15 protein-coding genes are annotated in these 21,551 nt (G+C 60.2%); 13 read left to right on the top strand and 2 right to left on the bottom strand.

Going from position 1 to position 21,551, the window contains the following annotated elements; all coding sequences use genetic code 11:
* Window positions 1–111: 111 nt before the first annotated feature.
* The 4 genes from ToN1_RS23720 (at window position 112) to ToN1_RS23705 (ending at window position 8,246) form a co-directional block, all read left to right on the top strand.
* Window positions 112–1,233 (top strand): helix-turn-helix domain-containing protein, encoded by a 1,122-nt coding sequence (locus ToN1_RS23720; RefSeq protein WP_169205603.1) that lies wholly within the window; start codon window positions 112–114, stop codon window positions 1,231–1,233.
* Window positions 1,234–1,246: 13 nt separating this feature from the next.
* Window positions 1,247–1,768, top strand: coding sequence for a hypothetical protein (locus ToN1_RS23715; protein WP_169205604.1), 522 nt, complete (start codon window positions 1,247–1,249; stop codon window positions 1,766–1,768).
* Window positions 1,769–1,988: 220 nt separating this feature from the next.
* On the top strand, window positions 1,989–6,176 hold the full coding sequence (locus ToN1_RS23710) for a DEAD/DEAH box helicase family protein (protein WP_169205605.1): 4,188 nt from the start codon (window positions 1,989–1,991) through the stop codon (window positions 6,174–6,176).
* Window positions 6,177–6,188: 12 nt separating this feature from the next.
* A complete protein-coding gene (locus tag ToN1_RS23705; RefSeq protein WP_169205606.1) occupies window positions 6,189–8,246 on the top strand; it encodes a hypothetical protein in 2,058 nt (685 codons plus the stop codon).
* 345 nt (window positions 8,247–8,591) lie between these two features.
* On the opposite strand, the gene ToN1_RS23700 is transcribed toward ToN1_RS23705, so the two are convergent.
* Window positions 8,592–8,843, bottom strand: coding sequence for a hypothetical protein (locus ToN1_RS23700; RefSeq protein ID WP_169205607.1), 252 nt, complete (start codon window positions 8,841–8,843; stop codon window positions 8,592–8,594).
* A gap of 616 nt (window positions 8,844–9,459) precedes the next feature.
* On the opposite strand from ToN1_RS23700, the gene ToN1_RS23695 reads away from it, so the two are divergent.
* The 7 genes from ToN1_RS23695 (at window position 9,460) to ToN1_RS23665 (ending at window position 19,937) form a co-directional block, all read left to right on the top strand.
* Complete coding sequence (locus ToN1_RS23695; protein ID WP_210147921.1) at window positions 9,460–12,057, top strand: putative bifunctional diguanylate cyclase/phosphodiesterase; 2,598 nt, start codon at window positions 9,460–9,462, stop codon at window positions 12,055–12,057.
* A 435-nt stretch (window positions 12,058–12,492) separates the two neighbouring features.
* Window positions 12,493–12,702, top strand: a complete 210-nt coding sequence (locus tag ToN1_RS23690) for a DUF4926 domain-containing protein (RefSeq protein ID WP_169205608.1) — start codon at window positions 12,493–12,495, stop codon at window positions 12,700–12,702.
* Between the two features lie 464 nt (window positions 12,703–13,166).
* Window positions 13,167–13,766, top strand: coding sequence for a riboflavin biosynthesis intermediates N-glycosidase (locus ToN1_RS23685; RefSeq protein ID WP_169205610.1), 600 nt, complete (start codon window positions 13,167–13,169; stop codon window positions 13,764–13,766).
* An 11-nt stretch (window positions 13,767–13,777) separates the two neighbouring features.
* Window positions 13,778–15,748 (top strand): HAD family hydrolase, encoded by a 1,971-nt coding sequence (locus ToN1_RS23680; RefSeq protein ID WP_169205611.1) that lies wholly within the window; start codon window positions 13,778–13,780, stop codon window positions 15,746–15,748.
* Window positions 15,741–16,847 carry a phosphoribosyltransferase-like protein gene (locus tag ToN1_RS23675; RefSeq protein ID WP_169205612.1) on the top strand — a complete coding sequence of 369 codons (1,107 nt, stop codon included), beginning with the start codon at window positions 15,741–15,743 and terminating at the stop codon, window positions 16,845–16,847. Before ToN1_RS23680 ends, ToN1_RS23675 begins: the two co-directional genes overlap by 8 nt.
* Window positions 16,847–18,763 (top strand): ORC-CDC6 family AAA ATPase, encoded by a 1,917-nt coding sequence (locus tag ToN1_RS23670; RefSeq protein WP_169205613.1) that lies wholly within the window; start codon window positions 16,847–16,849, stop codon window positions 18,761–18,763. Before ToN1_RS23675 ends, ToN1_RS23670 begins: the two co-directional genes overlap by 1 nt.
* Window position 18,764: 1 nt before the next feature.
* Window positions 18,765–19,937, top strand: coding sequence for a hypothetical protein (locus ToN1_RS23665; protein ID WP_169205614.1), 1,173 nt, complete (start codon window positions 18,765–18,767; stop codon window positions 19,935–19,937).
* A gap of 382 nt (window positions 19,938–20,319) precedes the next feature.
* Here the strand turns inward: ToN1_RS23665 and ToN1_RS23660 are convergent, their stop codons facing one another.
* On the bottom strand, window positions 20,320–20,637 hold the full coding sequence (locus ToN1_RS23660; protein ID WP_169205615.1) for a hypothetical protein: 318 nt from the start codon (window positions 20,635–20,637) through the stop codon (window positions 20,320–20,322).
* A gap of 145 nt (window positions 20,638–20,782) precedes the next feature.
* On the opposite strand from ToN1_RS23660, the gene tnpA reads away from it, so the two are divergent.
* Both tnpA and tnpB read left to right on the top strand, forming a co-directional pair.
* Window positions 20,783–21,193, top strand: coding sequence for an IS66-like element accessory protein TnpA (gene tnpA, locus ToN1_RS23655; RefSeq protein ID WP_210147920.1), 411 nt, complete (start codon window positions 20,783–20,785; stop codon window positions 21,191–21,193).
* Window positions 21,190–21,537: an IS66 family insertion sequence element accessory protein TnpB gene (tnpB, locus tag ToN1_RS23650; protein WP_169128055.1), complete on the top strand. Its 348-nt coding sequence runs from the start codon at window positions 21,190–21,192 to the stop codon at window positions 21,535–21,537. The genes tnpA and tnpB overlap by 4 nt, the downstream gene beginning before the upstream one ends.
* The last annotated feature ends 14 nt before the right edge of the window (window positions 21,538–21,551 follow it).

Genomic DNA, 21,551 nt, shown 5'->3' with positions numbered 1-21,551 from the left:
GGTGAGCTTTGGATCTCGACGCTTGCACATGTTAGTTCGCGTCAAATTCTTGCGAAACATAGTTCGCAAGAATAGAATGTTCAACCGACCCCAGTCAGAGGAGTCCCCGCCATGCTTGAACAACTTTCCAATCGCCTCATCGGGTATCGCGTCAAAGCTGCACGCGAGGCCGCCGACTGGAATCAAGAGCGACTGGCGGAGGTGCTCGGGCTCAAGGATCGGCAAAGCATCTCCGACATCGAAAACGGCAAGCGTCGCCTCCACCCCGATGAGCTGGTCACGCTGTCGGATGTCTTGGAACGCGACGTGGAGTATTTCCTGGATCCCTTCGCCGTGGTCGGTGAAGCCGAGTTTTCCTGGCGGGCATCACCCGCGCTTCCCGAAGACCCTCTGGACGATTTCGAACTGCGCGCCGGGCAGTGGATCGGTCTGCTGCGTTGGTTGCGCGAAGGGGAACAGGGTCGGGTCAATCCGCTCAAGCACAGCCTGCGACTGACGACGCAGTCTACGTTTGAAGAGGCAATCGCCCGCGCGGAAGACTTGGTTCAGGCCCTGAATTTGGGCAAGGTGCCGGCCGAACGTCTGATCGAGAGCATCGAAGAGAAGCTGGATATCCCGATCCTGTTCGTCGACACGGTCACGACCCTCGGGGGAGATTCGATCTCGGGTGCGACGTGCCATCTGCAGGACCTTGGGGTCATCCTGATCAACCGAAACGAAAGTGAAGCCCGCCGCTTTTATGACCTGGCTCACGAACTCTTTCACGCGCTGACGTGGGACGCAATGCAACCGGAACACCGCGAATCGAACTCGTATGAAGAGCGTGGCCGTACCCGGCGTATTGAACAACTGGCCAATAACTTTGCCGCTGCGTTGCTCATGCCAACTGCCTCGCTTGAGCATCTCATCGATAAGCGCCACATCAACGATACCGACCATCTGGCTGATATCGCTGCAGAACTGCGTGTTTCGCCAATGGCGCTTGCTTGGCGTCTGTACAACATGAAGTGGATTGGCGAGGAGACTCGCGATGCGCTGAAACAGGAGCGGCAGCGCCCAACGACATCGGGCACCCCCAAGCGACTGTCCGTCAGTTTCGTCACCATGCTGCATGCAGCCATCGACAAGGGACGTCTGTCGGTCCGCAAGGCTGCTAAGGCGCTAGGCATGACCCTGCCACAGTTGGCCGACCTTTTTGCTGAGCACTCACTGGCAAGCCCCTTCGAACAATAAGAGGTTGTCGCAGATGAGCAAGCGCCGCGTCTTCGTCGACACCAATGTCATCCTGGAGGCGTTTCGCACGGGCTGCTGGACGGCAATCTGCCAGCACTATGCCATCGAAACCGTCGAGAAATGCATTGAAGAAACCCAGACCGGCGACCCCACTGAACCCGGTCGAATCGTCGTTAATCACGATGAGCTCATCAACGGACTTGCTGCCCGGCACGCGGTCGGCAAACGCGACCTTGCGGTCTTCGCGTTGCAGCATCCTGAATGCCAGGCACTCGACGATGGCGAACTTCACCTGCTAGCCTGGTTGAATGCACAAGGGTTACTGCCTCATGTCCTCGTGCTGGTGTCGACGGCTGACAAGGCCGCCATCGTGGCGACAGGACGGCTGGGCGGTCTCGACTCCCTAGTTTCGCTGGAGCAACTCGCACAAACTTCGGGGGTCGCCCGGGGGCAAGTCAGCAGCCTGAAGGAGCATTATCGGAACGGTTGGCTCGACGAAATCAAGGTCAAGGTCCGATTTGGGATGATTCCCTAGCCGACAACACACGCACGAAATGGACTCCCCCTACCCCACTTCGGTCAGGTCCTGCGCGCCCGCCTTTCTTGAAATTTCCCCCTATCTCCCTTTTCTTTCCGCCTTCGTTCTTCGACCTGCACTTTTGCAAAACTGAAAATTATACCAATGTGATTTGCTATCGTGCCGAGATGTCACCCCTGCTAAGATAGTTTCAGTCTTTTCTGTGAAGGGCTTTGTCATGCGCACCTCTCCGCGACCGAAATTTCCTGACGAAGCCTTCCAACTTCCCCTATTGGCATGGAATAGCGCTCAACATGCGCTCCTCAAGGGGGTATACCTCCCCACCGGAAGCGGAAAGACCTACGCCGCTCAATCGTTGGTGATTGACATCTTCGCTGGGGCTCGCGCCATACCGGTGTACGTTGCGCCCATAAAGAGGCTGATCGAGGACTTCGAGCCGGGCGTGCGCAAGCTCATTGCGGAGCGCGGGCTCACGATCCCGGTCTATCGTATCTATGCTCGCGAGGACTTCGCGAACGACGATACCCTTCTGACGGAAGCGGTGCCATTCTGCGTGGCAGCACGCAGGTACCTCGCCGGAGCACATGATCTCCTCGATGACGATTTCGACGAGTCTCCGGCCGACGGAGAAACCGCGTCACGCGGCCATTCCGCGGCTGACTGGTTGCGCCGCACCGAAAATGCCGTGACGCGCTACCGGCGGCTGCACGAATTCCTGCGCATCAGTCCCACAGACCAGCAACTGAGCGAGGAGTTGCGCCAAGCCATGGGGACGATTCTCGGCGGATTGAATGCTCTGAGCCGCAAAATCGTCCTCCAGGAAGTCATGAATGGCTACCGGGACAAGCTGTTTGAAAACCCGGACCTTCGGCCGATGCTGCTCAAGTTGCGGCCGCTGGATCTGTTTCAATACCAGCCCGGCATCATCATCGCCACGACCAGCAAATTCGCCAGTCGCTGTATCCAGTACGAACTGATCACTGAAAAGCTGGGCATCGCCAAGGCTAAATCCAACCCCTATGAAACGTTCTTTGAGTGGGCGTCGAAGTGCCACGAACGTTTTGCGCTGCTGATCGACGAGGAGGAAGAAGCGCACGAATTTCTGTTCAGAGCCCTCAAGCGCGACCTCACGAATCGCGACGTCGATCTGCATCGCGTGATCTACGCATTCTTTCATCACTTCGATCTGTCGGGTTTCTCGGATTACGCAGATTACGAAAGCGAAACCTTCGCACGTCGCCTGTTTGACTCGTCTGGCGCGATCCGTGCCAACTTGGGCGCCATCCGCAAGACTCTGCTCGAATCATCCAGCAGCGAGGATCAGCTTGCACGACTGCAGGTGCTGCCTTGTTTTGCCGGCTTCGAGCCGGCCTGGCTGCAGGTGCTGGCGCAAGACTTCTTTGCCAAGCACGACATCCACAACAACTTCACGAAGCTGCGGGAAAAGCTCAAGATCATTGACGCCATCAAGATTTTCGCGCGCGAAGCGGTCCAGCCCTGGCCGGATGCGACGGTGCCGCAGAGCGAGTTCGAGGTCTATCGCAGACTCCAGCGCGTGTTTCACGACAAGAAGCATATCCTCGCAAACGCCGCAACTTTGCGCGATTTCAGCGGCGAACTGGAGTACCTATTTTTCAACGAGCGGCTCGAATTCTACGAGCATCAAGTCCTCGAACGCATCCGTCTCGTGCCGTCCGTCGCGCACAACAACCTTGAACTGGTGAGCGCCGATGCACTCCACCAGGAGGGGAATCTGCGTCGGCAGCGCAACAGCTTTTCTCTGGGCGAGTTCCTGCGTTTCGTGATGGCCATCACCCGCATACTGCTGCACACCCCGATCAAGGCCCCCGCGAAGGAGAAGACCGCGAAGATCACAGACCATCAATGGAACGTGCTGCGCCGATACCGGCAAAAAATCGGGAGCTGGAAGCTCAACAAGGACGACCTGCCGAGCCTGACGCAGCGCGCGCCCGATGAGCCGCTCACCGACGACATTGTCTTCCGGCGCAGCAAATTCGCCTTGAGTATCGTTGAAGACACGGTGCTGCGCGAGGAGTACGCCAACGACCTCCGCATAATGTCGATTGCGACAACCGTCTTGCGCAAGACCCCCGAAGACTTGCTGGACGCCTTCCTCACGGCGAAGCGCCGCGAGTTCGAGCATCTGCCCGGCAATATTGCCTACCTGATGTCGGCCACCGGCGGCATGCATGGGTGCCGAGGCGGGTTCAACCTGCCCTATCTTGCGACTCGCCTCAAGGACGTTGATGGCCGAGTCGAGGGGGCAAGTGATGCGGAGTACCGCTTTATGGCGGACTTCAGGCATTACCGCCAGGCGCTACGCGAGACGCGCGTTCAGGACTTCGATCGTGACACCTTCCTTTCCCGTATCGAGCCTGGCGCACTGTACCGTCGTCTCGAGCGCGAAATGATGAACGAGCTCGAGGCCGCCGAGCCCGATGGTCGTGGCGAACGCAATCCCTACAAGCTCGATGAGCTGCGCTACTTCGCTGCCCTGCTTTGCCGTCTCGCCACCGGCCAAGAGCGGTCAGCAATCGCATTCACGCAAACAGTTAGCAAGATCCGCGCAATCGTTGACGGGCTTGCTCGTCGTCAGATGGGTGTCACCGCAGACGAAGTCGTCCGGGGGCTCTACACACTGAATCCGGTCGCGTTCGGCCAGCCAGGTGACAAGGTCCGCCTGATTCTCTACACCGCGGGTTTCGGCAAGGAGCCTGGCCGCATCGTTGACGGGGAGTTCCGACGCTTCGGTGAAGACGATATCGACGAGGAAAACGACGAATCGATCCTCGAGGGCCTGCTCGACGAAACGGAGCACAAGGTACTCATGATCAGCGGCTTTCGCTCGGCGTCGCGTGGTTTGAACCTCACACCCAAGCACTCGGGGCCGGACGGGCGGGAGAAGAACGGCACGTGGCGCAAGGATTTTGACATCCTCATGGTGGCGATGTCGCCCTATTACGACGGCCTGTATCGGGTGCCCGACCTGTCCCTGGTGCACATGGAACGTCTGCAGGCGATGCTGCAGCACCTCTACCTCGAGGACCGCTTGGTCGATTACACCTATCAGGAATTGCCAGCGGCGATCGCCAATGAGCACGAAGAGGCGTTCCGCGACGAATATTTCCGCAAGATCGGTCGCGACATGGTGCAGACGATCGGGCGCGTCGAGCGCGTTGAAACCGGCGTTGCAGCCCAAAGCATTCTGCTCAACCACGAGATCGTGCTCGAGCTCGCCCAGTTCTACAAACTCGAACCCGATTTTTCGCGAAGACTCTCGGCTGGCAATCATGCGGTGTACGAGCACGTGCAAGCTTTCATGAAACGAACCTCGATGTTCAGCAACGAGACCGGCTGGAATGAATACGTGCGTCAGGAGATCGTACTGGGCGCAAGCTTCCTGAAGGCAAGCCGCCGGATCTACCGCGGCTTTCGCAACAACGCCTATCGTGAAGCCTGGGTGCAAATCCGCAGCCCGCTGATGTTTACCGATCCGGCCACCTACCTTGAATCGCTGCAGTCGCCGCCGGCGGGTGTCGATGAACGCGCCTGGCGCAGCTTTGTCGATTACGCCTTCGTGGCAAATGACCATGCCGACCGCTACATCCTGCGCGCCGACAAGGCGATCGAGGCCATCGATGATGCTGAAAACGCTCTAGGTGAGGCCGTTTGCGACGTAGCGCAATCCGTGCGCGGGCAACTCGCGTTCTATGCCGATCTCCATCACAGCAAGGGACGACGCTTCGATCCAGGCAGGCAACTGGCGCCTGTGGGCTTGCGCGCCACGCCGGAATTCCAGGAGATCATGAAACGCCTAAAGATCGATCTCGATCATCTGTTTCAGGATCACGTGCCGCGAGCGCAATTTTTTAACGACTACGTGAAAGGCTACTTCGCCGAGCTCGTAATGAGCGAGCTGCTGCGCCGGCGGGGCGTTGCGACGATCGACGCAGCGACACATCCGCATGCAGAAGAACTATTCGAGCGCTTTGACGAGTTCGTCGAAACGGAGTCGTGTGTGTACGCAATCGACCTGAAGAACTGGAGCCGGCGCGCGGATCGTCTGGCGGGGCGTTCCCTGCGTGACAACGCTCCTCGCAAGGCCGAAATCGTGCAGGTCGCCATGCAAATTCCGCTGACCAGTCAACGCAAGGCCCTCCTCCGTGCAAAACAGGTCGAGCGTCTGCTCGGCAACAAGCCCGTGGTGCCGCTGTACGTCAATCTGTGCGGTGAACGCCCGTACGGTACCGAAGTGCTCGAAGGTCGGCGCATTCACTTCTTCAACCTGTTCGTAGCCGAACCCGACGACGATGGATGGACCCGCTACCGGATCAATGACCGCCTGCTTCGTCTGCTTGATCCGGCCAGCCCCCATCACGCCTGAGGAAGATCCTCCATGTTCGAACCACTCACTCCTTCAGTTCCGGCGGCCTGGACCAACTTTCTGACCATCACCGAACCGACCGACATCGCCGCGGCCGAGAAGCTCCTACGCCAGCTCGCCGCGGGCGGTCAGCGCTGGCAACTGCGTTCCACCGAAATCGACAAGACACACCGAAAATCGCCGGCGGTGCCCATTCAGGCGCGCAAGCGCGAAATTGCCCAGCGGACGGGCCTGGAGGCGCACCATATCCCGTTTCTCCGTGGGCGACGGGCTGGCCAGTATTATTACCTCGAGCCTGGCGCTGACCCTGCGGTGCCGGCGATCGAAGCCGGCGACGCGCCGCTGATCATTCAGTTGTGTCTACTGGCGGCGCTCCTGAATCGTTCGGCTCCGGGGCTGCTTGCTGACGCTGTGGGCCCCTCCGTGTATCTGGGTGCGCGTACATTCAAGGCTGCCGCGGGCGCGACCGGCGTCGAGGCGTTTCTGCTCGAGACCAACTACCTGCATCGAGAAGTCCAGGTCATTCTGGCAGCCAAGGCCATGCAGGTGTTGCCCGGGGCGATGAAATCAGGAGACGTCCTGACGCCGGACGAAACCGGCTTCTCCCTGTCCCTGGTTTCCCCTGATCGCATCCGTAAGTGGGATGGACGGAAAACGCACTTGGATGACATCTCCTTCAAGCAATCCGCCATGACGGGTTCGCGCCTGTACCTGCTGAACCGCCTCACCGAGACCTTTTCGGACATCCTCAAACAAGCCGGCGTGGCGCATGAGCGCCGCGCCTTCGCGCCCACCCACGCCACGACCGTGCCGAGGGTGCAGCTATCGGATATTGCCACTGTCTCGCGGCCACTCGTCGTCATCAACAATACCAGCGCGTCATGGCCGGCCGAGTCCCACGGTCGTTTGCTCGACGCACTGAAGGCCGATGGTGTGACGTTCCCGCAGGTGTCCTTCCATAACGGGGGTGGGCCAGCGCGAGACCGGCAGTGGATGAATCATCTCGATCGAGGTGCCGCTTGCCTGGTGCTCAATCGGCGCGCAGAAGTGAGCGGCACCAGCATCCAGGTCGAAACCACGCGCTTCGACCGTCCCTGGGATGCCTACCATGGCCTTGCACAGGACATCCTGCTGGCCGACGACGTCGATGCCTATACTTGGGCCAAGTTCGATCGCCTGTACCGTCGTCGCGGCGCTTATCCGGTTCTGCAGGGGATCGACCTCGAGATTGAAGACGGCAACCTACGCCTACCGGAGAACATGGCCGCCATTCGGCGTTGCGCGGTGGAGCTGGCGATCAAGGACAGCTTTTCCCGCAATAGGATCCCGGTCGACATGAGCTTGCCCGAAGGCCGATTCACGCTGCTGCACACCGATCGCATACGCCTGCGCCCGGACACGTTCAATGGCGAAATCCTTTCAATGGCCGCCATCGTCCAGTTCGAGATCAGCGACGGCGCATTGCACCTTCGCAACACAGAATTCTTGCCCGACATCGCCCCCGACGAGCTCGGTGCCCTGCATAAACGATTCCCGTGCCTCGGGGGCAAACTGAAAGGCGACGACTTCTACCTCATCGACAACGAGCGACCGGTCTTCCTGCGTCGCTTCACTGGCGCCATCGTACCCAAGATCCTGCTCAATGCCCGCTACTGCGGCATTGAGGAAGCCCTGACGGACATGACGGCTGCCGGTGGCGTTTCTCCTTCTGGACTCTATAGCCGTGCAGCCAACTGGCTCCTGCTCCCCTACTACACCGGTGTCGGAGACGCTCAGCTGAAGAAATGGCGGCAACTGTCTTTCATCGAGGATCGCGGCGCCTTTGTACGTTACTTTGTTCCGGCCTTGCTGCCCGCGAACGCCTCGATGGGCTTCTCCAATCTGCACGATCTCATGGTGTACCAGGAGACGGATGGCACGCGTTACGAGGCGGTTTCTGCAGGGCTGCTCGACGACCGTCTCATTCAACTCTACCTAGGGACACTCACCAACGGCGTCATGCGCCTTAATGAAAGCGGAAAGACGTCCCTGCTCGAGAAGCTCGCGAGGCTCGCTGGCATGGATACCTGAACCGCGGTTTTCAACGGATTACTATGCAGGTAAAAGGGTTCCGGATTGAATGCGCTGGCGACGAGGCCACGATGCCACTCAGTGGGCGCCCCGCCCCTCCGCGAACAGTTGTTTGACATTACCCCCCAGTCTCCATGGCGGGTGGACACATGAACACGCTGATCCAGCCAGCTTCGCCGATATGGCGCGCGCGGTGTGGTACGGGCTCAGATTGCCGCGGCGTGCCAGCAGCCAAAAGTGGCGATCGCTGGCGCGCGACGAATCGTTGGATGGAGCCCACCGACGAGTTAGCCGGACCTAAGATGAAGTGATCATGGGCCCTGGTAGGGTCGACTTCGAAACCGCCTACTTCTTCTTGCCTTTTGCCTGGGCTAGTGCGCTGGCAGCAGCGGTTTTCGATTGAGCGCTGGTCCGGCCGTCCTGAAGGACTTTGGATGCTGCGGATGCCGCAGGCGCCGAGGTTTGCTTTTTCGGTGCGCCCGTTTGTGACAATGTGCTCGCGGCAGCGGTCTTCGATTTTGCGCCGGTGGAATTGCTCTGTAACGTCTTCGACGCCGCCGTTGCGGCCTTGCTGCCAGTGGTCTTGTTGTTTGCCATGTTCCATCCTTCTGACAAGGTCAATTTCGGACTGCGGAAAGGGGGGATGCCGCTTGAAGTAGCTCGCCGTAGCAGGACACGGCTGCTGACAAGAATATACCTCTTTCATGAGGCATCCGTCCCATGCCCAAAGTCTGAATCGCGCGTCATGCTGTGTCGGTCGTGCTACCCCGCCCTACTCTCCGCCACGTCCTTCGCACCGTCAGAACTTGACCTTAACCCCCAGGTCAGCAACCGACCCGCTCCGGCCGTCGGGATCAGAGTGGCAACAATAACAGCATTCCGATTGGACCATCCGTCCACATATTATGAGCGCAACTCGGTCCTGCCCATTACGCGTCTTGTAAATTCGCCACGACCGACGCGAATGCATATGTCACTTCAGCGGCGCCGCAGCTCCGAGCAGCCGGACTACAAAGATACGACGAGACTATCCTTGATTTCAGACAAGAGCGAAGGCAATTGACACGGGATATAATCTTAGGCCCATCCGGCATAACAAATTAACACATTGGAATGGATTAGAGGGTGATCAAACGAGCCACACGCGCGATCACTTCCGCCGGGATACGGCATACGTCATCCAGCAAACGGCATAGCAGGCGGGAGTATCGTATTGGCCAGGACACTCAAAGGCTTCGGCTTCGCGACGATCACGACCGTCGCCGTCATCGTTTTCCTCGCGACAACGCTTGCCGCATCGCTTCTTTACGAGCGATTGATCACCGAACAGGCGCGCGAAACCTCGCGCGCGATCGCCGTGCAGACCTTCAATACGATGTTCGAGGTGATGCGGAAGGGCTGGACGCGCGAGGATCTCGCACGATTCCTTGACTCGGCGAGAACCTCATTCCAGGGTACCGCTCACCGGGTCACGATCTACCGCGGCCCGCTCGTGGAAAGCCTCTTCGGCGCGATTGACCAGCCGCCCCCCGATGCGGACGTCACGGCCGCCTTGGCTGGCCCCGCCGAGATTGTGCGGGAAGACGGCGGTGCGCTACGTTACGTGTACCCCCTGGTTGCCCGCGACGAGTGCCTCGGTTGCCACGTCAATGCCACCGTGGGCCAGACGCTCGGCGTGATTTCGGTCGAACACGATCTGCGTCCGATCACCAACGAAGTCCGCCAAGGGTATGTCGTGCTGTTCATCGGTTTCGCCGCAGCGCTCGTCGCCGTCGCCGCGATTTCCGCCGCCGTATTCGCACGGCGCATCCGCAAGCCGATCGATGCGGTGCGTGAGCGCATCGAGCAGGTCGAAGTGGTCAAGGACCTCAGCAGGCTCGATCTCGAAAGCGTCGATCTCGGTTTCGACGAAATCAACGATCTGTTTCAGCACATGGGGGCGCTTGTCGAGCGCATGCGTGCGATCGCCGTCGACAAGGACATTCTCGAATTCGAAATCAAGATCCTCGGCAAATTCATCATCACGTCAGACATCGTCCGCGACTGGAAGCGCTACATCCGCGATCTGCTCATCGACATCGACGAGATCCTCCCAGCGTATAGCCTGTTTACTATCTTCAAAGTCGACGATGACGCCCACGAACTCGACATTTTCTGGACCGGATCGCCTACGCCCGAGACGCGCTCGTTGTTTGAGGAGATCATCCGCGCGCGAATCGCGGAGCACACCCACCTCGATATGTCGCCGAAACTCCACATCGAGCATGTGGTCGCCGATCCCACCCGGCAACTCGATCCTATCCCGAGGCATGCGATCGAACTGCAGACCAAGTCGCTGTTGCTCGACACCCCGCGCATCGGCGGAGTGGTCGGCATTGGCATGCAGTCGATCATGGCCGAGGATTCGGTCCGCCTCATTGTGATCGACAGCATCCTGACGACGATGCTGAACGTAGTCGGCTCGGTTAAGGCGATCTCGCGCTACACCAAGGACCTCGAGTACTACGCCACCCGCGATCCGCTGACCGACCTCTTCAATCAGCGCGTTTTCTGGGAACTTCTGGAATACGAAATCATGCGTGCCGGGCGGCACGGCTACCACTTCGCCGTGGTGGTCATCGACTTGGACAACTTCAAAACTGTCAATGACCTGCACGGCCACGAATTCGGCGACCGTTACCTGCAGGCCCTCGCGGTAGAAATGCACCAGGCCTTGCGGCAGGGGGACCTCATGGCCCGTTACGGAGGTGATGAGTTCACCTTGATTCTCCCGGAAACCGGCGAGGAGCAGGCCTATCTCGTCGCGCAGCGCCTGCTGCAGCACGTCGAGCGGATGTCGCTTGTCGCCCCCGACGGTTCAACGGTCAAGGCCACTACCTCGATCGGCGTCGCCGTCTTCCCCGACCATGGCAACGACGCGCGCGACCTTTTCATGGTTGCCGACAACATGATGTACAAGGCCAAACACGAGGGCAAGAATGCAATTTGCATCGCCTCTGCCGACGACATGGTAGGCCTGTTCCGTGAAATGGGCGAAAAGAGCCAGCTCGTGATGAATGCGTTGGCGGAAGGGTGCATCGTCCCGTTCTTCCAGCCGATCTGCGACGCCCGCAACTCGCGCATCGTCATTCACGAGCTGCTGATGCGCATCGAAGCGGACGGGAGGATCATCCCCGCCGGCGAGTTCATCGAGGTCGCGGAGAGCCTCGGCATCGCCCACAAAATGGACTACATGCTAATCGAGAGGGCCTTCGCAGCGGTGAAGGCGCAGGGTTACGGAGGTATGCTGTTCATCAACCTGTCGCCGAAGGCCCTTATCGTAGGCGAATTCATTTCCAGGATACAGAAACTTGCGCAGGACGCAGGCATCGATCCGCAGCGCATCGTCTTCGAGATCACCGAACGCGAGACGGTGCGCAACATCACCCTGCTCGAAAAATTCGTCATGGCCCTCAAGCTCGAGGGGTTCAAGTTCGCGATCGATGATTTCGGGTCGGGTTTCTCGTCCTTCCAGTATGTCAAACGCTTCCCTATCGATTACATAAAAATCGAGGGGGAATTCATCCGCAACATGCTCAAGGACGACAAGGACAGGGCGCTTGTGCAGAGTATCATTGCCCTCGCGCGGGGACTCGGTGTCAAGACCATCGCCGAGTATGTCGAAGATCTGGAGATCCTCGACGCCGCAAGAAGGGAGGGGATCGATTTCGCGCAGGGCTATTTCATCGGCAAACCGCATCCACAACTGCTTCCGGTGGGGAGCACGGCCGCGCACATGCAGCAGGAAATTGCGTCCGACGCGATCGCTTAAGCCCGACGTCTACCGGCGCGCGTTGAATTTTGACCCCCCGGAGGTGCGTACGAATACATGGACGAACTCCTTAAGAGTCGAAGTTTTCGTCCGCACCACCCTCCGGTCGAGGACCAAAAGTTGGACGGAGCGCCCCCCTACCCCACCTCGTTTGACATTACCCCCCGTACGTCTTGAGGGATTCTTGAGCCGTTGGACGAATGCCCTGCTTCCAATCTCCCCTTCGCGGCCCATGGTGACCTCGACTCTCAGGCCCACCTTCGGCAACAATACGGTGGTCACCTGCGGTTCGCCCGCTTGAGGCCACCTCCGATGTCCGACAGTAAGCACTTGCGTCGCCTCGAAGGTATTTCAGCAACGGCAAGCTCAGGACCGGTTGGCGCTGCGGTTGCGATGTATCTAGACTGCTAAGGTGCGCTATTTTTCGAGATTGCGATGAAAACCCTCGATGTGGTAGCCACTCTGCGGGAGTACCCTGAGCAGCATATTGGGAAAGGTCAGGTTGGGACCGTGGTCGAGCAACTTGATGGCGACCATGTTCTCGTCGAATTCGCCAACTTCGACGGGATCGCTTACGCGATCTTGCCTATCCCGGCGGAACATTTGATCCAGCTGAAACACCCACCCACTATTCCGTGGGCCTGATCCGGCGCGTGCCGTAACAAGCTCGCGCCGAGGAAGGTCATCGTCTCCCACCCGGCCGCAACGGTCATTGATGACTCATCGCTTAGATGGCCGCTCAGGGCCGGTTACAACTCATAGGCTGAAAGTTCGTTCGAACGACAGCTTCCCTTTTCGGCAAATTTTGGATGGAACCTCTTCGAACAACATCACGGCATGATTCGGCGCCCAATATGCACTGCAAAGTGCAGTACATTAACGCTCCGGTGCTTGCTCTCAATATCGTCTGCCTATATGACCACCACACGACGTCCGAAGGTAAAGACCGCCACCCTTACAGTTCGGCTTGATCCCAAGATCAAAGCCGCGGCCGAGGCTGCGGCGGAGCATGAACACCGCAGCCTCACCAGCCTTTTGGAAGTGCTCATCGTCAACCATTGCCGGACGCTGGGCCTCAGTCCCGAACACTATGTCAAGGTATCTCGTCAATGACAAAGACACGACAGGCGGCGTGCGAGCGCCCCACCGATAATACGGCCGCTGCCCCGGAGATTCGCTTCTATCGCGCCAACGAAAAGCCGTATGGCGCCTTCAGCAATCTGTTTCAGCGCCCCATCGACTTTGAGGGGACCACCTATCCCACATCCGAGCACGCTTACCAGGCGGGCAAGGCCCGCAAACCCGCGGTTCGCGATTGGATCCTCAGTGCCCCCACTCCCGCCTTGGCCGCCATGGCGGCCCACGGTCTTTACGTCTGGGACGTGGTGCCCGACTGGGCGAAGATCAAGTTCGATCGCATGCGCGCCGTGCTACGCGCGAAGTTCGATCAACACGCCGACCTACGGGATCTGTTGCTGTCGACCGGTGATGCGAGGCTCGTGGAAGCCGGGACCGTCAACAACGCCGTTAACCGGCTGTGGGGCGAGGTTGATGGCAAGGGCGAGAACATGCTCGGTGTGATGCTGATGGAGCTGCGGGCAGACTATCGTCAGCAGCCGGCGCAGAATACCAAGTCCAAGACCTCGGCAGCAGGCAAGACGCCGGGAAGCATCAAGACCGCGTCCAAACGGGCGCCCGCAACGGCGTGACCGGGCAGAATATGCAGACGGTCGCCAGCCATTACGAAGACGAACTCGCGCAGCTCGGGCACAGTTATTCGGCGGCGTGCGCCGCCGATATCGACTCGTTGAAACTCGCGATTGCCAGCACCGCCGAGTCCAGCATGATCGGCGTGGGTTCCGGCGGCTCCTTCACGGTGGCGTCGCTGCTGTGCAGTCTGCACGAGGCCTACACGGGGCGAGTCTCACGCCCCTCCACGCCGCTGGAGATTATCTGTAGTCCTGCGCTGGCTTCTTCCAGTCCAGTCTTTCTCGTTTCGGCCGAGGGCAAGAACCCAGATATCGTGGAGGCGCTCGAGCGGGCACGGCGTTTCAGCCCCCGCACGGTCCACGTATTGACCAATCGGCAGGACAGCGTGCTGATGGAGCATGTGCATGCGCTTCCGGGGGTGAAGCCGTACGTCTTCGAACTCGACAAGAAGGACGGCTACCTCGCGACCAACAGCTTGCTGCTTGACGCTGTCTTGGTAGCCAGGGCGTATGGCGAGCTTAACGGGCACTCTGAACCGATGCCTGCAAACATGGCAGCGCTTCGGGTCGGCAATCAGCCCGTGGATGCTTGGCTTGACTCGGCAATGCCATTCGTTACCGAAGCAGTGCGGCGGGGAGCACTCACCGTCGTTTACTCGCCCCTTCTGCGCCCCGTCGCCGCCGATCTGGAGTCGAAGCTCTCCGAAGGAGCGCTCCTGCACACACAGTTGGCCGATTTGCGGTCCTATGCACATGGCAGGCACCTCTGGCTGGCGCAGCGCCCTCAGGATTGTGCGATCCTCGCCCTAGTCGAGCCCTCCCTAGACAAGCTCTGGGAAGGCATGCGCAGCAAATTTCCTGCCGACATTCCCACGCTTGCCATGCCGCTATCCAGTGTTGCCCCCGTTCACATGATCGCGGGACTGGTTGCGCAGATGCACTTGGTGGCGGCGATCGGCCGCGCACTGGGCAAGGATCCCGGGCGACCGGATGTGCCGAGCTATGGGCGGGAGATCCACTACGCGAACCTGCGTGACGTGATCCCATTGCCGAAGGCGCCAGGGCCTGACGAGGAGCAGTCCAAGTACGAAGTTCTCGGAGCCCATTGGCCGTCCCAGAGGAATCACGGCACGATGCGCCGGGCGGCGCAGACCTTCGCCGACACGATCCGCGCGCAGCGCTTCAAGGCGGTGGTTTTCGACTACGACGGGACCCTGTGTAGTTCGCAGAGCAAGGACGGCCCACCGTCGCAGGATGTTGTTGAGCACTTGGTGCGACTCGCCCGCGCCGGCATTGTCGTTGGCATCGCCTCAGGACGGGGCGGCTCGATCCAGACCTGCCTTCAGGAAGCCGTACCACAGGACGTCCTGCCGAAGATACGGCTGGGGCTTTACAACGGAGGCTGGATTTCCACGGCGGATGTACCTCCGGCGCCGCCGCAGGAGACAAGCGAGTTCCTCAGCCACGTGACCCGTATTGTGGTGCGTTTGAAGGCGCTGGGCGTGCCAATCCTTGCCCACCGCACCACGCATCCATACCAGGTGAGCGTGCGCTTTGGCGAAGGAATCGCGACCGATGCTATGTGGTTTGTGATTGCCGACGCCTTGCGCCAAGCGGGGCTAGATCTGTCGACGATGGTACGCAGCAAGCACTCCGTGGACATCCTCGCTCGTGGCGTGAGTAAGTCGGCACTTATCGCGCACATCATCCAGCAAGACAAGATCGATCCCTATCAAGTCCTCACCATGGGTGACCAGGGTGCTTGGCCCGGGAACGACGCGGCGCTCCTAGAACACCGGTACTCACTGAGTGTCGACGTTCCTTCGCGCCGCCTAGACCGCGGATGGAAGCTGGCGCCGACCGAGAAGCGGGACGTCGATGCCACGCTGTGGTACCTCGAGCGGATGACGGAAGAAGGCGAAGGTGTGTTCCGCGTGGACCTCCCGCGCGACCGTGACCGTGGGAGCGACGGCGATGCGTGACCAGAATGCTGCCAAAATGCTGGCGAAGGTAATGGGGTGGGAGGACCTGGAGGCCGTGCCACAGGTTCTGCCAACCCTCCAGTTGCTGGCCGACTTCAAGTATGACCACTATCAGCGCTTTGGCCCGGGCCGCCGCTTCATCGAAAGCCTTGCATTGTGGCTCCACCAGTTCGAACCTCAAGATCGATCGACAGCGCTGAGGCTGGTCCTCGACCACTTGGTGTTCATCTCCGACGCCGAGCTCTCGCACCTCGTGCGCACGGCATATCGCGACTGGATCGTACAGGAACGGATGCGTCTGGTATCGGAGGAGCACGAGATCCCGTCCTTCAAGGTCCAGGAGATCGCACGGCATCGGCGCTTCGAACAACTTCGTCTGACGTCGCTGTACCTCGGTCTGAGTGACGGCGCCCGCACCAATGAGCTGCGCCGTGCCAGCGACGGGGAGATCGGCAACGAGCAGATCTGGCAGGCCTACGAGTTGGGCGACGAGAAGGCCGGGGATATGCTCGACGAGCTCGCAGCGTCGTTGCAAAAGGCAGGCTTCCCGTCCGATGCTCCCCACTTCAACCTGATCTGGTTACTTGACGACTTCTCGGGTAGCGGCAACACCTACATTCGGTACGACGGAGCGTCACGCAGGTTCAAGGGCAAGCTGCCGAAGATCTACCAGCGGCTTCACCAGAGAGGCATGGTGGATCCATCGCACTACGAGGTGTTCCTGATGCTCTACACTGCAACGCGTCAGGCGATCGACCATATCGAGTATTGGTCCGAACGCTTTACGACAGACCACGGTTTCAAGCCCTTACAGGTGCGCATTCTCTGCCCGATAGAGTCCGAAGTTTCCTTATCTCGGAGTTCCGACACTGAACTGCAAGCCCTGCTGGCGAATCCTGCGTATTGCAATAACAGCGTGGTCGACAAAAACTTTCTCGTCGGGGGAACGGACGATGCCGGTTTGGGCTTCGCCGGGTGCGCGCTACCGGTTGTACTGGGCCACAATACGCCAAACAACTCGGTTTTCCTGCTGTGGGGGCCGGAACAGTTCAAGCCGCATGGCTTGTTCCCCCGTGTCAGCCGCCATCGAGAGTTCTGATGGCCTACAACACCAACCCCTTCCTGGAGCGCATGTCCGAACGCACCACCTCAGACATGGAGTTCGTGCGGCTGTTTTCGCCCAAGATCCTTGAGAAGCTGGATGAGGACGCGTTCGATGGCGCAGTGCACATGTTCCGCAGCGCGCCCGGTGCCGGAAAGACGACGCTGCTGCGCGCCTTCACGCCGTCGGCACTACGGGCGTTCTGGAACTCCCGCAATCGGCCAGAGTTGTCCGAGTCGTTCCAGAAGCTGCTCAACCGCGGATTGCTGACCGAGGACGACAGCCCTCAGCTGCTCGGCGTTTTCCTCAGCTGCGCTTCTGGTTTCGCCGATCTGCCCTCCAGCGAGGGCCTGCAACAGGAAGGGCTGTTCCGGGCGCTTCTGGATTGCCGCATCGTGTTGCGCACGCTGCGTAGCCTAGGTGCATTGCTTGGACTCAGCGCGCCGGAGCAACTGGCCGAGATCTCGCTTGACTATGCCACAGTGCCGAGACTGCAGGGCATTCCGGAACGGCGCAATGCTTTGGAACTCGCCACCTGGGCTGAGGAGCACGAGCAGCGCGTCTATGCGCAGTTGGACTCCTTCATTGAGCCCACCAGCGCGACTTTGCCAAGCCATTTACGCTTCGAGGGGGTGCTGTGGTTGCAGTCAATCCAGTTCCTTTACGAAGGTCGAGTTGTTGCCGGACAGCGCTTGTTAATGGTCGATGACATGCACAAGTTGCGACGCAGGCAGCGAGCCCTGTTGATCGACGATCTGACGGTGATGCGCCCATCCATTCCGGTCTGGCTCGCGGAGCGCACGGTGGCGTTGGGAACGGAATTGCTGTCCCAGGGCGTGCGCGAAGGCCGCGATCTGCGCGAGTACAATCTGGACAGGATGTGGAGCGATCCTAAGGGGGCGAACCAGTTCGTGTCCTACGCACAGAACATTCTGGATCGCCGGATGAAAAACCAGGACGCGGTGCCGGCGGGGTCGTTCACGCAATGCCTGCGAGACAAACTGGTCAGTAGCGAGGTGCGCAGCCAAGTAGCCGATGGCATTCAGCGTTTTCGCAACGAAGTGGAGCGTCACCAATCCAACTTGCGCTACGCGCAATGGCTTGCGCGAGCGGACCAGTACACCGTTGACCAGAACTTGGAATCGCTGCTGGAGCTCTACGTCACACGTATCCTGCTGGTTCGCGACGCGTCCAAGCGCCAGTTGTCTCTAGACCTGACGTTGACCGAGGAGGAACTCGAAGATCGCGACAGTTCCCAGCTGCGCGGCGCAGCCGAACTGTTCATGCACGAGGAGTTGGGCATTCCGTACTACTTTGGGTTCGAACGTCTTTGTGTTATGGCAACGAACAATGTTGAGGAACTGCTGGCTCTTGCCGCGGCGCTCTACGTTGGCCTGCAGACCAAGCAGGTGCTGCGCAAGTCCGAGCCGATCTTGTCTCCCCTTGAGCAGGACAAACTCCTGCGCGAGGCGGCTGGTCGCAAGCGCGAGTTCATCCCCAAATCGCATACCGAAGGCACACGAGCACAAAGGCTTCTGGATTCCATTGGCGCGTTCTGCTATGAGCAGACCTTCGCGCCGAACGCTCCCTATGCACCGGGCGTCACTGGCGTGCGCTTGTCCCGTTCGGAATTGACGAAGCTCACCGCTCCCTCCAATCCGCTCGGACCCAACGGCATCATATTGCAACGGGTACTGGCGGAGTGCGCAGCGGAGAACCTGCTGGTCCAACGCGAGAGCCAAGCCACGGGTTCGCGCGACAGCGGCACCGTATTCTATCTGAATCGCTCATTGTGCGCGCACTACGGCCTACCCCTTCAAATGGGCGGATGGCGGGATGTTTCCGTCGGCGAACTGATGAAATGGATGGAGCGCCGCTTGACACCCATCCGCAAGAGCCAGGAGGCGATCTAGCATGCTCTGGGACCACTACGTGTTCCGTCGCGGCAACGCAGTGCACGAGCTGTGGGACAGTTTGTTGCAGGACCGCCCCGCCAAGTTGCTGTACATTGCAGGTCGTGGTTTTGACGTTCGTGCACAGGCGGTGATGCGCGAATTCGTGGCGGGACAACGGGGAGCCGGACGCCGAACGGTGAGCGCCAAGCTGCTGTTGCTCGGGCTCGACGGCTACGAACTGGACAAGCGAATTCAAGAGCTCACCGACGAGAACGCTGCGGCATTGAAGGCGGCGTTCTCACCGCTTGGTGAGACGACCACTATCACGATCGAGACGCCGGAGGGGGAGGAAGAGGCGAGTGCCAGCGATGCGCTGCGCCAGCGCGTTAAGACGGTTCTGGATGAGATGGGTGGTAAGACGGACATCATCCTCGACGTAAGCTCCTTGCCGCGCGCAACGTACCTCGCCCTGCTCACTAACATCCTGCAAAAGCTCGTCCCCAACAAGACGGCTGTCGAAGGTGGGGCTCACCCCTTGTATGCCAATGGGGTTAACTTCCAGGTATTGGTCGCGGAAGACGCCAAGCTGGATGGACAGATCCGGGCCGAAGATCCGAGCAACGATCTGCTAAACATCCCAGGCTTCTTCGCTGCATGGCAGGCGGAGCGTGTTCAGGACTGGCCCCTGGTCTGGTTTCCTGTTCTTGGCGAAGGGCGAGTGAACCAGTTGCAGAAGATCGCAGGCTCAATACCGACGGAAGCGGAGGTCTGTCCGGTCGTACCCCATCCCTCCAAGGATCCGCGGCAGGCGGATCGACTGCTTGTGGAGTACCGCGAGCCACTGTTCGACAGCCGCAAGACGCCGACGTCGAATATCCTCTATGCCCACGAGTTGCAGCCGTTCGAAGCCTACCGGCAGCTTTTGGGCGCGATGCTGCGCTACCAACACAGCATGACGATTCTGGGAGGTTGCCGACTGGTGATGACCCCACTGGGAAGCAAGCTCATCACCCTGGGTGCCGGCTTGGCGTGCTTTGAGATGCGTCCCTCCGACTTGAACGCGAAGTATGGTGTGGCGATTCCGCATGCAGAGCCGAGGCGGTACCTCGCTTCCGTCGAGTTGCTGCAGCAGTCGAAGCCTGATGTCTCGCTGCTGCTTTTGACCGGAGAAGCATACAGTGCCACAGGGTGAGCTGGGCAGCCGACCCGTCCGCCCCCGGTGAGCGACGCTAAGACCGCCTTCAAATGGGATGGAGAGTTGCCCGAATCGATAATGCTTTCGGTTACATTGCAACTTGTATGGCGGGTAACTACTCCTGACAGGCCATTGCGCGCAAAGCGAGTGGATGACAGCTCCGGCCAACGACCGGAAAGCTGGAGCGCCTCCCCTGCCCTACTTCGTTTGACATTAACCCCCAAGACACACGTTTCTGCCGCCGCTGGGATTGGCGTGCCTGCGGGACGCTGCGCTGCCATCATAAGCTGCTCGCCCCTGCCCCGCTTTTCGACCACGACCGACATGATGAGGAATCTCACGACCTACAGCTTTCCCCAACCCAAACGGCGGAACGCCCTCACACGCGCCCCTCATCGATGAGCGCCTTGAGATCAACGCCGGCCGTTGGTGGCGCAGCATGCATGAAGCGTCTCATTTGTTCGACCGCCGCACCGCGGTCTGCGAGTCGCGTCTTGAGACGGGCCAGACGCGCTTCCTGCGGTGAGAGGCGCCGCGAGATCACAAGCCGGTTCCCTTCCTGCTCGACCGTGAGTTGCGCGGGATCCGCTCCGAGCGTGCGCAGGAGCAGTGGCCGGATGAGGATCATCCGGCCCGGGCGAATGCGAACACGCACCTTTACCGACAGGCGCTTGTTTTGTCCGGTGGGCTGACGCATGGGCTCCCTCCCCCCAAAAATTCGCTCGCTTGCCGCTGACAGCAGACACACCGCCGTGAGTGGTAAGCGTCCGCCCAGCACCGTCTTCCGTCTCTGATTGAGATCGCCCAGAGTGGCGCCCACCAAATATTTGGTGGGGACCACTTTGGCTACGAATGGCATCACGCGGGTGACCCGCAAGGGGCGTCCGAACTATCCGGTCGACGTCAAACGCCACCTCGCCGGTCTCGCGTGCGAGGCGGGGATCTCAGTCGCGAAGCTCGCACTCGAGCATGGCCTCAACGCCAACCTGCTGTTCAAGTGGCGCCGCTACTACCGCGCCGGACTGTTCGGCAGGCCACAGCCGGAGCATGTAGCTGGGATGCCTGGCAGGGGCGTGATGCCGAAACTGCTACCGGTGGTGACCTTGTCGCCCACCGCGGGCCAGGACTTGGAGGAGGCGAAGCAGTCGGCGGCGCTCGAGATCGTCATCGGCAGTGCGACCGTGCGGGTGCTCGGCGAAGTCAGTCGCGAGGCGCTGCGCACGGTCCTCGACTGCCTGGACGCGCGGACATGATCGGGCTGCCGGCGGGCACCCGGATCTGGCTCGTGGCCGGCGTCACCGACATGCGCCGCGGCATGGACGGTCTGGCCGCGCTGGTGCAAGGCGCGCTGGGGGAGAATCCGTTCTCGGGGCACGTGTTCATCTTCCGCGGGCGGCGCGGTCATCTGGTGAAGCTCTTGTGGTGGAGCGGCGACGGGGTGTGCCTCTTTACCAAGCGGCTCGAGCACGGGCGCTTCGTGTGGCCGCAGGCGACTGACGGCGCAGTCCATCTCACCGCGGCGCAATTGTCGATGCTGCTCGAAGGCATCGACTGGCGTCGGCCCCGGCGCAGCTGGCAGCCCGAATGCGCCGCATAGCAGGGTTGCCGGGG

The organism is Aromatoleum petrolei (genome assembly GCF_017894385.1).
Taxonomy (GTDB): domain Bacteria; phylum Pseudomonadota; class Gammaproteobacteria; order Burkholderiales; family Rhodocyclaceae; genus Aromatoleum; species Aromatoleum petrolei.
Note: the sequence above shows the minus strand (reverse complement) of the source record. Positions and strands in the feature narration are given on the sequence as shown.